Origin of the sequence: Salmonella sp. JXY0409-18 (genome assembly GCF_020268625.1) — a bacterium.
GTDB lineage: Bacteria > Pseudomonadota > Gammaproteobacteria > Enterobacterales > Enterobacteriaceae > Salmonella > Salmonella enterica.
In genome coordinates this window covers 3,322,611-3,335,887 of sequence record NZ_CP084216.1, presented here as the reverse complement: position 1 = coordinate 3,335,887, position 13,277 = coordinate 3,322,611, and the positions used below count along the sequence as shown (strand labels likewise).

Sequence of the window (13,277 nt, the reverse complement as noted above, 5' to 3'; positions counted from 1 at the left end):
GGTCAAAGGTCCTTAAACCCATTGCTGCGTTTATATTATCGTCGTGCTATGGTACATACATCCATAAATGTATGTAAATCTAACGCCTGTAAATTCACCGACATATGGCACGAAAAACCAAACAACAAGCGCTGGAGACACGACAACACATCCTGGATGTGGCCCTGCGTTTGTTCTCGCAGCAAGGCGTATCAGCAACCTCGCTGGCGGAGATTGCGAACGCTGCTGGCGTGACGCGCGGCGCAATCTATTGGCATTTCAAAAATAAGTCGGATTTATTCAGTGAGATCTGGGAGCTATCAGAATCCAATATTGGTGAGCTTGAGATTGAGTATCAGGCAAAATTCCCCGACGATCCACTATCTGTATTAAGAGAAATTTTAGTCCATATTCTTGAAGCTACTGTAACAGAAGAACGACGCCGCTTATTGATGGAGATTATATTCCATAAATGTGAGTTTGTCGGAGAAATGGTTGTGGTTCAACAGGCGCAACGTAGCCTTTGTCTGGAAAGTTACGATCGGATTGAACAAACGTTAAAACATTGTATTAATGCTAAAATGCTGCCTGAAAATCTGCTGACCCGTCGTGCGGCGATACTGATGCGCAGCTTTATTTCAGGGCTCATGGAAAACTGGTTATTTGCTCCGCAATCGTTTGATTTAAAAAAAGAAGCTCGCGCCTACGTCACGATCCTGCTGGAGATGTATCAATTGTGTCCGACGCTGCGCGCGTCGACGGTCAACGGCTCCCCCTGATAATATTCCAGGAAAACTCCTGGACATTTTCTGTGTCGCTATTCTGTTTGTTACAGGCGTGATATTCTTGCGACTCAATTATTTCCGGTCTGCTTGCCGGTTCAGACACTTCATTCTCATGACTATGTTGCAGCTTTATAAACGTTCACAGCATTTTGTTTTTATTACAATTAGCGTCCTTATTATCCTGCTGTCCTGTCAGTCTCTGGCATTTGCCCGGGGGCAAACGAATGGCGACCTGCCGTCAAAAGCGGATGTGCAAAACCAGCTGGATACGCTGAATAAGCAAAAAGATCTCTCCGCCCAGGATAAGCTCGTCCAGCAGGACCTTATTGATACGTTAGCTACGCTGGAGAAAATCGAGCGGGTGAAAGAGGAGACCGTACAGCTACGGCAGAAAGTGGCGCAGGCGCCTGAAAAAATGCGCCAGGCGACGGCTGCGTTGAATGCGCTGAGCGATGTCGATAATGATGATGAAATGCGAAAAACGCTGAGTGCGCTTTCGTTACGTCAGCTTGAGCTGCGTGTGGCGCAGGTACTGGATGATTTGCAAAATTCGCAAAACGATCTTGCAGCTTATAACAGCCAGCTTGTTTCGCTACAGACCCAGCCTGAGCGCGTGCAAAACGCCATGTATACCGCCTCGCAGCAAATACAGCAAATCCGTAACCGTCTGGACGGCAATAACGTCGGGGAAGCCGCGCTTCGCCCCAGCCAACAGGTGTTATTACAGGCACAACAGGCGCTGCTTAATGCACAGATCGACCAGCAACGTAAGAGTCTTGAAGGAAATACCGTTTTGCAGGACACCCTGCAAAAACAGCGCGATTACGTGACGGCCAACAGTAATCGCCTTGAACATCAGCTTCAACTTTTACAGGAGGCGGTCAACAGCAAACGACTTACGCTAACGGAAAAAACGGCCCAGGAGGCCATTTCGCCGGACGAAACGGCGCGTATCCAGGCGAACCCGCTGGTAAAACAGGAACTGGATATTAACCATCAACTCAGCCAGCGTCTGATTGTCGCGACCGAAAACGGCAATATGTTGATGCAGCAAAACATTAAAGTGAAAAACTGGCTCGATCGCGCGCTGCAGTCGGAAAGAAATATCAAAGAACAGATTGCCGTCTTAAAAGGCAGCCTGTTGCTGTCGCGTATTCTTTATCAACAGCAGCAAACCCTGCCCTCCGCCGACGAACTCGAAGATATGACCAACCGCATTGCGGATTTGCGTCTGGAGCAGTTTGAAATCAACCAGCAGCGTGATGCCTTATTCCAAAGCGATGCCTTTGTCGACAAGCTGGAGGAGGGGCATACCAGCGAGGTGAATGATGAAGTTCATGATGCGTTGCTTCAGGTAGTGGAGATGCGCCGTGAGCTATTGGATCAGCTAAATAAACAGTTGGGTAACCAGCTGATGATGGCGATTAACCTGCAAGTTAACCAGCAGCAGTTGATGAGCGTCTCGAAAAATCTGAAAGCCATTCTGACGCAGCAGATTTTTTGGGTGAACAGTAACCGCCCTATGGACTGGGACTGGCTTAAAGCGTTCCCCCAAACGTTAAAAGAGCAATTCAGCGCCATGAAAATCACGGTGAACTGGCAAAAAGCCTGGCCCGCGGTGTTTATTGCTTTTTTGGCCGGGTTGCCGCTCTTGCTCATCGCCGGTTTAATCCGCTGGCGTCTGAAATGGTTAAAAGCGTATCAACAGAAGCTGGCCGCCGCCGTGGGATCGCTGCGTAACGATAGTCAGCTCAATACGCCAAAAGCTATTCTGATCGATCTGATCCGCGCGCTGCCGGTGTGCCTGATTATTCTCGCGCTTGGACTGATCCTGCTGACCATGCAGCTAAATATCAGCGATCTGCTTTGGGCCTTTAGTAAAAAGCTCGCAATGTTCTGGCTGGTCTTTGGGCTGTGCTGGAAGGTGCTGGAAAAAGAGGGCGTGGCGATACGCCATTTTGGTATGCCAGCGCAGTTGACCAGCCACTGGCGTCGCCAGATTGTACGCATTAGCCTCGCATTGCTGCCGCTGCACTTTTGGTCTGTGGTGGCGGAGTTGTCGCCGCTGAATCTGATGGATGACGTGCTGGGGCAGGCGGTTATTTTCCTCAATCTGCTGGTCATAACATTGCTGGTGTGGCCACTGTGCCGGGAAAGCTGGCGCGATAAAGAATCTCACGGCATTCGACTGGTGACCGTGACGATTCTTTCCATTATTCCGGTGGCGTTAATGGTATTAACGGCGACCGGCTATTTCTATACCACGCTGCGCCTGGCGGGACGCTGGATTGAAACCGTCTATCTGGTCATTATCTGGAACCTGCTTTATCAAACGGTGCTGCGCGGGTTAAGCGTAGCGGCGCGCCGGATTGCCTGGCGACGCGCGCTGGCTCGTCGTCAGAACCTGGTAAAAGAGGGAGCGGAAGGCGCGGAACCACAGGAGGAACCCGCCATCGCGCTGGAGCAAATTAACCAGCAAACATTACGTATCACGATGCTGCTAATGCTTGCCCTGTTCGGCGTCATGTTCTGGGCGATTTGGTCCGATTTGATCACCGTATTCAGCTATCTTGATAGCATCACGCTGTGGCACTACAACGGCTCCGAAGCTGGCGCTGCGGTGGTGAAAAGCGTGACGATGGGTAGCTTGCTATTCGCCATTATTGCCGCGATGGTGGCCTGGGCGCTCATCCGCAACTTACCCGGCCTGTTGGAAGTGCTGGTGCTTTCACGCCTCAATATGCGCCAGGGGGCTTCGTATGCGATCACCACGATCCTTAACTACGTCATTATCGCTGTTGGCGCGATGACAGTATTCGGATCGCTCGGCGTCTCGTGGGATAAACTCCAGTGGCTGGCGGCGGCGTTGTCGGTGGGTCTCGGCTTTGGGCTACAGGAGATCTTCGGTAACTTTGTCTCGGGCTTAATCATCCTCTTCGAACGTCCGGTACGCATTGGCGATACGGTAACGATCGGCACCTATTCCGGTACGGTCAGTAAGATTCGTATTCGCGCCACCACTATTACCGATTTTGATCGTAAAGAAGTGATCATTCCGAACAAAGCGTTCGTAACGGAGCGGCTGATTAACTGGTCCCTCTCCGATACCACGACTCGTCTGGTGATCCGGCTTGGCGTGGCCTATGGCTCGGATCTGGAGAAAGTGAAAAGAGTCCTGCTACAGGCGGCGATGGAGCATCCGAAGGTGATGCACGATCCGGAACCTGCCGTATTCTTCACCACCTTTGGCGCCAGCACTCTGGATCATGAACTGCGTCTGTACGTGCGTGAATTGCGCGATCGTAGCCATACGGTGGATGAACTGAACCGCGCGATCGATCGACTATGCCGTGAAAATGATATCAATATCGCCTTTAACCAGCTTGAGGTGCATCTGCATAACGCGAAGGGTGACGAAGTCACTGAAGTGAAGCGCGATCTCAACGGCGGCGATCTGGCGCCTACGGCAAGCTAAAAGGCGGTGGGCCGCGCGCTTTATGAGTGCGCGCGGCGCCGCTAATGCGAAAGCGTAGAAAGCTCTTCCGGCGTAATGCCGGTGACGCTGGCGATGAGCCCGGGTTCCAGCCCGTTGGCAAGCATTTTGCGGGCAATAGCGCGCGCTTCGGCCTCACGGCCTTGTGCTAAACCTTGCTCAAGCCCTTTTTGCAGGCCTTTTTGCAACCCTTCCGTTCGGCCTTTTTCTTCCAGCCATTCCGCTATTGTCATCAGTTGTTCCTTATACTGCGGCGCGCCCTGCGCCAGTTGACGAATCAGCGCCCCGGGTTCTGCGGCGTTTCCTGCTTTCAACATATAGTTGATCAGCACACTGAGCTGCGTGTCCGTCAAATGATCCTGCGTTAAAAGCGTGATAAGGGGGTCGAGCAGTTCGCTTAAATCGCGTTGACGAATATGTTTTTGCAGGAGCTCTAACATCGCTATCCGCCGATGCTGCAAAAGCTGATTATCCGGCATTATCGTCAGGTCGACCAGCGCAAATTCGCAGCTGTATAAGGCCTTCGCCATATCCGGTTTCACAAACATATTATGCCAGTTAAGGCTATAGGGCCACGGGCTTTCCGGACCGTGATAAAAGAGGATTGGCACCACCAGCGGCAAGGTATCATGACCGGCATCCAGATGACGCTGCATGGCGGCAATGGCGTAACGCATCAGGCGAAAAGCCATCAGCCGGTCTGATTTGCTCTGATGTTCAATGAGCGCGTAAACATACCCGGGGCCGTGTTGGGTATGCAGAGAGTAGAGGATATCTGAATAGCGGCTGCGTAAATTGTCTTCAACAAAACTCCCTGACTCCAGCTTCAGTGAATCCAGATCGCAGATTGCAAGAAAGTCTTCTGGCAAGTGGATAGCCAGAAAGTCGCGGGCGACCTCTTTTTGCATCAGCATCTGTCGAAATACCGCATCGTGCGGCGTGGTGGGTAGACGTTCCATGACCCGTCCCTTGTTGCCTGACTGTAGCGACCACTCTGTCAGCGACAACGAGGACAAACCAGAGGGCAATTACTCTGTTTGCGAGTCGTCTTCCGTACTTTTTAACTTGTTTTCATAATCACGCATAACTATTTCCAGCGCGCGTAGCACCGTTCGTGCCGGTAAGCGATTCTCTTCAAGCAGCACAATTAAATCCACGGCCAGTTTGACTTCATCAGGGGCATTTTCAAGCGACATACTTTCTCCAGGATTAACGGGTTAAACGCGCCAGTACGTTTTCTATTTTCTCCAGCGCATGTCGGCAGCGCGCCAGCCGTCCTTCATAGATCTCGACTTCCTTTTGCAGCGTTTGTTGTTCGACAAGGCTGGTCGCTTGCGCCAGACGAATTTTGCGCTCCTGTGTCATCGCCAGTAGTCGACGTTCAAACTCCTGATGCTGTATTCGTCTGCGCTGCCAACGGCCAAGCCCTGGCGCGGCGGTGTCCCACTGGCGCAGCGACCAGGCGGCGGTTTCACGCGATATCGCCTCCAGTTGCGAAGCCAGATGTTCCGCCAGCCAGGCGACTTGCGGCAGTTGCTCATGTTTTACCGCCTGACGCAACGCGGCGAGATTGGCGTCAGCCTCTTCCAGATATCCCTGCAACAGAGTACTGCGGGTACGGAAAAGATGTCGGTCAAAGCGCGCGCTTAACGTCGCATGTTGCGCCAGCGGCGCGCAGCGTTGGCGTAGCGTCGCCAGCCTCTCTTCCAGCGTCTGTAACAGCATAGCGGTTTTCAATTCAACACCCCGATGAAAATAAGACAGGCTGTGCTACAGTAGCCTTCTGTTTGATAACGATTCGCATTATGCAACGTACTATTTTAATCATCATTGGCTGGCTGGCGGTAGTATTAGGGACATTGGGCGTGGTTTTGCCCCTGTTGCCGACTACGCCGTTCATTTTACTGGCGGCCTGGTGTTTCGCCCGCTCGTCGCCGCGTTTCCATGCCTGGTTGTTATACCGTTCATGGTTTGGCGGTTATCTGCGCCACTGGCAGCGCTATCGGGCCATGCCGCCGGGAGCGAAACCGCGAGCGATCGCGTTGATATTGCTGACCTTTGGTATCTCGCTGTGGCTGGTGAATATGATGTGGGTGCGGGTGCTGCTATTGGTTATTTTGGCCTGCCTGCTGATTTTTATGTGGCGGATACCGGTGATTGATGAAAAGCAACAAAAGCGCTGAAGCACACGAATCGCTGTTGCAATTGTCGTTCACAGCCAGTAAATTCGACCGTTTTCGAGCACAGGCGCAGGCGGTCAAAGAGTAACCGAGCGTTACCCCTGACTGAAAAGTATTGCGCCGTGAGTAACACCGTACTTAGCAGGCATATATCCATGACCGCGACTGCACAGCAGCTTGAGTTTCTCAAAAACAGCATCAAAAGCATTCAGGATTACCCGAAACCGGGCATTCTTTTCCGTGATGTCACCAGCTTACTGGAAGACCCGAAAGCCTACGCGCTCAGTATTGAATTGTTGGTTGAGCGTTATAAAAATGCGGGTATCACCAAAGTGGTCGGCACCGAAGCGCGTGGCTTCCTGTTTGGCGCGCCGGTTGCGCTTGGGCTGGGCGTTGGTTTTGTTCCGGTACGTAAACCGCGCAAATTACCGCGTGAAACTATTGCCGAGACCTATGAATTAGAGTACGGCACCGATCAGCTGGAAATCCATGTCGATGCGATTAAACCTGGCGACAACGTGCTGGTCGTGGACGATCTGCTGGCGACTGGCGGCACCATTGAGGCGACCGTGAAGCTGATCCGTCGTCTGGGCGGGAAAGTCACCGATGCGGCGTTCATCATCAATTTGTTCGATCTGGGCGGCGAGCAGCGTCTGGAAAAGCAGGGGATTACCTGTTATAGCCTGGTGCCGTTTCCAGGGCATTGATTCAGGCTATCCGCACTGCTATTTTAGCCAGAGAGACAACCTCGCTGTATCGGCGAGGTTGTGTTAGCATTACCCTTCTATGAATCCACCTTCCAGCGTTTCAGAGCCTGCCAATGAGTTATCAGGTCTTAGCCAGAAAATGGCGCCCACAAACCTTTGCTGACGTCGTCGGCCAGGAACATGTGCTGACCGCACTGGCGAACGGCTTGTCGTTAGGGCGCATTCATCACGCATATCTTTTTTCCGGCACGCGCGGCGTCGGTAAAACCTCTATCGCCCGACTGCTGGCGAAGGGGCTGAACTGCGAAACCGGTATTACCGCGACGCCGTGCGGCGTTTGCGATAATTGTCGGGAAATTGAGCAGGGGCGTTTTGTCGATCTCATTGAGATTGACGCCGCATCGCGTACCAAAGTCGAAGACACCCGCGACCTGCTGGATAACGTCCAGTACGCGCCTGCGCGCGGTCGCTTTAAAGTCTATCTGATCGATGAAGTCCACATGCTGTCGCGCCACAGCTTTAATGCGTTACTTAAAACGCTTGAAGAGCCGCCAGCGCATGTGAAATTTTTACTGGCGACCACCGATCCGCAGAAGCTGCCGGTGACCATTTTGTCGCGCTGCCTACAGTTTCATCTCAAAGCTCTGGATGTTGAACAGATTCGCCATCAGCTTGAGCATATTCTCAATGAGGAACATATCGCTCACGAACCCCGCGCGTTGCAGTTGTTATCACGTGCGGCTGACGGCAGCCTGCGCGATGCATTAAGTCTGACTGACCAGGCGATCGCCAGCGGCGACGGGCAGGTTTCGACGCAGGCGGTAAGCGCCATGCTCGGTACGCTGGACGACGACCAGGCTTTGTCATTAGTCGAGGCAGTGGTTGACGCTAACGGCGAACGCGTCATGTCGCTTATCAACGAGGCGGCGGCGCGCGGTATTGAATGGGAAGCGCTGCTGGTCGAAATGCTTAGCCTGCTGCACCGTATTGCGATGGTGCAACTTTCGCCTGCCGCGTTAGGCAGCGATATGGCGGCTATCGAGCAACGGATGCGCGAACTTGCCCGGACGGTGCCTCCCGGCGACCTTCAGCTCTATTATCAGACGTTGTTGATTGGTCGCAAAGAATTGCCCTGGGCGCCGGACCGGCGGATGGGCGTTGAAATGACGTTACTGCGTGCGCTGGCGTTTCACCCGCGTATGCCCTTGCCGGAGCCTGAAACGCCGCGGCAGTCTTTTGCGGCTGTGGCCCCAACGGCGGTAATGACGCCGCCACAGGTGCAGCAGCAGTCGGCGCCCGCGCCGCAGACATCGCCAACGCCGCTGCCGGCGTCTACCAGTCAGGTGCTGGCGGCGCGCAATCAGCTACAGCGCGCGCAGGGAGTAACCAAAACAAAAAAGAGTGAACCGGCAGCCGCATCCCGCGCGCGGCCGGTGAATAACTCTGCGCTGGAGCGGCTGGCCTCGGTTTCGGAGCGCGTACAGGCGCGCCCGACGCCGTCTGCGCTGGAAACGGCGCCAGTAAAGAAAGAGGCTTATCGCTGGAAGGCCACCACGCCGGTAGTACAAACCAAAGAAGTGGTGGCTACGCCAAAAGCGCTTAAGAAAGCTCTGGAGCATGAAAAAACGCCGGAGCTGGCGGCTAAACTGGCGGCGGAGGCGATTGAGCGCGATCCGTGGGCGGCGCAGGTAAGCCAGCTTTCTTTGCCTAAGCTGGTGGAGCAGGTGGCGCTCAATGCCTGGAAGGAGCAGAACGGCAACGCGGTTTGTCTGCATCTGCGCTCGACGCAGCGGCACCTCAATTCCAGCGGCGCGCAGCAAAAGCTGGCGCAAGCGCTCAGCGATCTGACGGGAACGACGGTTGAACTGACCATCGTTGAAGATGATAATCCCGCGGTGCGTACGCCGCTGGAATGGCGTCAGGCCATTTATGAAGAGAAACTCGCGCAAGCGCGTGAGTCAATTATCGCGGATAATAACATTCAGACGCTGCGTCGATTCTTCGACGCCGAGCTGGATGAAGAGAGTATCCGCCCCATTTGATCGTAAGCCTGGCTTGCGATTGTGAACCATCAAGAGAGAGAGCTTATGTTTGGAAAAGGCGGTCTGGGCAATCTGATGAAACAGGCCCAGCAGATGCAGGAAAAAATGCAGAAAATGCAGGAAGAGATTGCGCAGCTGGAAGTGACCGGCGAATCCGGCGCGGGTCTGGTGAAGGTTACCATCAACGGCGCGCATAACTGCCGCCGCGTGGAAATTGACCCAAGCCTGCTGGAAGATGACAAAGAGATGCTGGAAGATCTGGTCGCTGCGGCTTTCAACGATGCGGCGCGCCGCATTGAAGAGACGCAAAAAGAGAAGATGGCCTCCGTCTCTTCCGGTATGCAACTGCCGCCAGGCTTTAAGATGCCATTCTGATGCAAACCAGTCCGCTGTTAACTCAGCTTATGGAAGCGTTGCGCTGCCTTCCGGGCGTCGGCCCTAAGTCGGCGCAGCGGATGGCGTTTACCCTGTTGCAGCGCGATCGCAGCGGCGGAATGCGCCTGGCGCAGGCGCTGACCCGGGCGATGTCGGAAATCGGTCACTGCGCCGACTGCCGCACCTTTACCGAGCAGGATGTTTGTAATATCTGCTCGAACCCGCGGCGTCAGGAAAACGGCCAGATTTGCGTGGTGGAGAGTCCTGCGGATATCTACGCCATTGAGCAGACCGGGCAATTTTCCGGGCGGTATTTCGTGCTGATGGGCCACCTGTCGCCGCTGGACGGCATCGGGCCGGATGATATCGGTCTCGATCGTCTGGAACAGCGGCTGGCGTCAGAAAAAATCAGTGAGCTGATCCTCGCGACCAACCCGACGGTTGAAGGGGAGGCTACCGCGAACTATATTGCCGAGCTGTGCGCGGAGGCCGGCGTCGAAGCCAGTCGTATCGCCCACGGCGTGCCGGTTGGCGGCGAACTGGAGATGGTCGACGGTACGACGCTGTCCCACTCGCTGGCGGGACGCCATAAGATTATTTTCTGAACAAACGGAGGCGGCATTCGCGGCCTCCGCTTGAAATCACACCCGCTTGTCCCCATCTCACCCTCAACGTATTTTTACCATTAAAAATGGCATTGTTGAGGTCTATCCACATGAAAGGACAAGAAACGCGTGGTTTTCAGTCAGAAGTTAAACAGCTTCTGCACCTGATGATCCATTCTCTTTATTCCAATAAAGAAATCTTCCTGCGTGAACTCATCTCTAACGCCTCAGATGCGGCGGACAAGCTGCGTTTCCGCGCTCTGTCAAACCCGGACCTGTATGAAGGAGATGGCGAGCTGCGTGTGCGCGTCTCTTTCGATAAAGATAAGCGTACGTTGACCATTGCCGATAACGGCGTGGGGATGAATCGTGATGAGGTGATTGACCACTTAGGCACCATTGCCAAGTCCGGCACCAAATCTTTCCTCGAATCAATGGGGTCCGATCAGGCGAAAGATAGCCAGCTCATCGGTCAGTTTGGCGTGGGCTTCTATTCCGCGTTTATTGTGGCCGATAAAGTGACCGTACGTACTCGTGCGGCAGGCGACAAGCCGGAAAATGGCGTGTTCTGGGAATCGGCAGGCGAAGGCGAATACACCGTTGCCGATATCACCAAAAATGACCGTGGTACGGAAATCACCTTACACCTGCGTGAAGGCGAAGATGAATTCCTCGATGACTGGCGCGTACGCTCGATTATCAGTAAATATTCCGATCACATCGCATTGCCGGTAGAGATTGAAAAACGGGAAGAAAAAGACGGCGAAACCGTGATTTCCTGGGAGAAAATCAACAAGGCCCAGGCGCTGTGGACCCGTAACAAGTCGGAAATTAAAGACGACGAGTACAACGAGTTTTACAAGCACATCGCGCATGATTTCACCGATCCGCTGACCTGGAGCCACAACCGCGTGGAAGGTAAGCAGGAGTACACTAGCCTGCTGTATATCCCGTCGCAGGCGCCGTGGGATCTGTGGAACCGCGATCACAAACATGGTCTGAAGCTTTACGTACAGCGCGTGTTCATTATGGACGATGCCGAGCAGTTCATGCCGAACTATCTGCGCTTCGTGCGCGGCCTGATTGATTCTAACGACCTGCCGTTGAACGTCTCCCGTGAAATCCTGCAGGACAGCACGGTAACGCGTAATCTGCGCAGCGCCCTAACCAAACGCGTTCTGCAAATGCTGGAAAAACTGGCGAAAGACGACGCGGAAAAATACCAAACCTTCTGGAAACAGTTCGGTCTGGTGCTGAAAGAAGGCCCGGCGGAAGATCACGCCAACCAGGAAGCGATCGCTAAACTGTTGCGCTTTGCCTCCACCCATACCGACTCTTCCGCCCAGACCGTGTCGCTGGAAGATTACGTCTCCCGGATGAAAGAAGGGCAGGAAAAAATCTACTACATCACCGCAGACAGCTATGCGGCGGCGAAAAACAGCCCGCACCTGGAGCTGCTGCGTAAGAAAGGCATCGAAGTGCTGCTGCTCTCCGATCGCATCGACGAGTGGATGATGAACTACCTGACCGAGTTTGACGGTAAAGCATTCCAGTCGGTCGCTAAAGCCGATGAGTCCATCGAAAAACTGGCGGATGAAGTCGACGAAAACGCGAAAGAAGCGGAAAAGGCGCTTGAGCCGTTCGTGGAGCGTGTCAAAACCCTGCTGGGCGATCGCGTGAAAGAGGTGCGTCTGACGCATCGTTTAACCGACACGCCGGCGATTGTCACCACCGATGCGGATGAAATGAGCACCCAGATGGCGAAACTGTTCGCCGCGGCCGGTCAGTCCGTGCCGGAAGTGAAATACATCTTTGAGCTCAACCCGGATCATGTGCTGGTCAAACGCACTGCCGATACCGAGGATGAAGCGCAGTTTAAAGAGTGGGTCGAGCTGCTGCTGGATCAGGCGCTGTTCGCTGAACGCGGTACGCTGGAAGATCCGAACCAGTTTATCCGCCGTATGAACCAGTTGCTGGTGTCCTGATAACGCTCATCTGATTGCCGGATAGCGACGCGAAACGTCTTATCCGGCCTACGGGCGAGTACTGTTTTGTGACTGCCGGATGGCGACGCGAAGCGTCTTATCCGGCCTACGGCGGGTACTGTTTTGTGACTGCCGGATGGCGCTGGCGCTTATCCGGCCTACGGACGAGTACTGTTTGTAGGCCGGATAAGCGCCAGCGCCATCCGGCATTTTTTATAATACCTTCTCTTTTCTGGATTTCTCTTCGTTAACCGTTTCAGCATCAGGCGGCTTCCTTGAGCGAAATGCGTGATGGTGGTATCGTTTAGCGCTTTTTAAAAAATATCGACAACCTTTGAGGGGATTTTCGTAATGCGTATTATTCTGCTTGGCGCTCCGGGCGCGGGTAAAGGAACTCAGGCTCAGTTCATCATGGAGAAATATGGTATTCCGCAAATCTCCACTGGCGATATGCTGCGTGCCGCAGTGAAATCAGGCTCCGAGTTGGGCAAACAGGCGAAAGATATCATGGACGCCGGTAAACTGGTGACCGATGAACTGGTGATTGCGCTGGTTAAAGAGCGTATCGCCCAGGAAGACTGCCGTAACGGTTTTCTGCTGGACGGTTTCCCGCGCACGATCCCGCAGGCTGACGCGATGAAAGAAGCGGGTATTGTCGTGGATTACGTGCTGGAATTCGACGTACCGGACGAACTGATCGTTGACCGTATTGTGGGTCGTCGCGTACACGCCGCCTCTGGCCGCGTTTACCACGTAAAGTTTAATCCGCCGAAAGTGGAAGGCAAAGATGACGTCACCGGCGAAGATCTGACCACCCGTAAAGACGATCAGGAAGAGACCGTTCGCAAACGTCTGGTGGAATATCATCAGATGACCGCGCCGCTGATTGGCTACTACCAGAAAGAAGCGGAAGCGGGCAACACCAAATACGCTAAAGTTGATGGTACGCAGGCCGTTGCCGACGTGCGCGCAGCGCTGGAAAAAATCCTCGGTTAATTTTTTCGCGTAGTGAACCGCTTATCAGGCCTGCCATTATCCCGCAGGCCTGATAAGCGTAACGCCATCAGGCAATCGGTGCCGGATGCGGCCTGAACGCCTTATCCGGCCTACTGGCATCGTTAGCGCC

Annotated in this window: 12 protein-coding genes and 1 other annotated feature; of the genes, 9 read left to right on the top strand and 3 right to left on the bottom strand. The window is 53.9% G+C overall.

Going from position 1 to position 13,277, the window contains the following annotated elements; all coding sequences use genetic code 11:
• Positions 1–104: 104 nt before the first annotated feature.
• Positions 105–758: a multidrug efflux transporter transcriptional repressor AcrR gene (gene acrR / locus LDB27_RS16365; protein WP_000101755.1), complete on the top strand. Its 654-nt coding sequence runs from the start codon at positions 105–107 to the stop codon at positions 756–758.
• A 118-nt stretch (positions 759–876) separates the two neighbouring features.
• Positions 877–4,239, top strand: a complete 3,363-nt coding sequence (mscK, locus tag LDB27_RS16360; protein WP_000178246.1) for a mechanosensitive channel MscK — start codon at positions 877–879, stop codon at positions 4,237–4,239.
• A gap of 41 nt (positions 4,240–4,280) precedes the next feature.
• Here the strand turns inward: mscK and LDB27_RS16355 are convergent, their stop codons facing one another.
• From LDB27_RS16355 to priC, 3 genes are all read right to left on the bottom strand, one after another.
• A complete protein-coding gene (locus tag LDB27_RS16355) occupies positions 4,281–5,216 on the bottom strand; it encodes an Rpn family recombination-promoting nuclease/putative transposase (protein WP_000440513.1) in 936 nt (311 codons plus the stop codon).
• A gap of 69 nt (positions 5,217–5,285) precedes the next feature.
• Positions 5,286–5,453, bottom strand: a complete 168-nt coding sequence (gene rsmS / locus LDB27_RS16350; RefSeq protein WP_000051161.1) for a pleiotropic regulatory protein RsmS — start codon at positions 5,451–5,453, stop codon at positions 5,286–5,288.
• A 13-nt stretch (positions 5,454–5,466) separates the two neighbouring features.
• Positions 5,467–5,994 carry a primosomal replication protein N'' gene (priC, locus tag LDB27_RS16345; RefSeq protein WP_001530689.1) on the bottom strand — a complete coding sequence of 176 codons (528 nt, stop codon included), beginning with the start codon at positions 5,992–5,994 and terminating at the stop codon, positions 5,467–5,469.
• Between the two features lie 68 nt (positions 5,995–6,062).
• Between priC and LDB27_RS16340 the strand changes: the two genes are divergently transcribed.
• The 7 genes from LDB27_RS16340 (at position 6,063) to adk (ending at position 13,147) form a co-directional block, all read left to right on the top strand.
• The gene (locus tag LDB27_RS16340) at positions 6,063–6,440 is read left to right on the top strand and encodes a DUF454 family protein (RefSeq protein WP_001189860.1); all 378 of its coding nucleotides are present in this window, start codon (positions 6,063–6,065) and stop codon (positions 6,438–6,440) included.
• 152 nt (positions 6,441–6,592) lie between these two features.
• On the top strand, positions 6,593–7,144 hold the full coding sequence (gene apt / locus LDB27_RS16335) for an adenine phosphoribosyltransferase (RefSeq protein WP_000127350.1): 552 nt from the start codon (positions 6,593–6,595) through the stop codon (positions 7,142–7,144).
• Positions 7,145–7,257: 113 nt separating this feature from the next.
• Positions 7,258–9,186, top strand: coding sequence for a DNA polymerase III subunit gamma/tau (gene dnaX / locus LDB27_RS16330; RefSeq protein WP_000121959.1), 1,929 nt, complete (start codon positions 7,258–7,260; stop codon positions 9,184–9,186).
• Positions 8,519–8,583 (top strand) — a sequence feature (DnaX frameshifting element). It overlaps the preceding gene by 65 nt.
• 45 nt (positions 9,187–9,231) lie before the next feature.
• A complete protein-coding gene (locus LDB27_RS16325) occupies positions 9,232–9,561 on the top strand; it encodes a YbaB/EbfC family nucleoid-associated protein (RefSeq protein ID WP_000467098.1) in 330 nt (109 codons plus the stop codon).
• Positions 9,561–10,166, top strand: a complete 606-nt coding sequence (gene recR / locus LDB27_RS16320; protein ID WP_001195023.1) for a recombination mediator RecR — start codon at positions 9,561–9,563, stop codon at positions 10,164–10,166. The genes LDB27_RS16325 and recR overlap by 1 nt, the downstream gene beginning before the upstream one ends.
• 110 nt (positions 10,167–10,276) lie before the next feature.
• Positions 10,277–12,151 (top strand): molecular chaperone HtpG, encoded by a 1,875-nt coding sequence (htpG, locus tag LDB27_RS16315; RefSeq protein WP_001523272.1) that lies wholly within the window; start codon positions 10,277–10,279, stop codon positions 12,149–12,151.
• A 351-nt stretch (positions 12,152–12,502) separates the two neighbouring features.
• The gene (adk, locus tag LDB27_RS16310) at positions 12,503–13,147 is read left to right on the top strand and encodes an adenylate kinase (protein WP_001220237.1); all 645 of its coding nucleotides are present in this window, start codon (positions 12,503–12,505) and stop codon (positions 13,145–13,147) included.
• Positions 13,148–13,277: the final 130 nt, after the last annotated feature.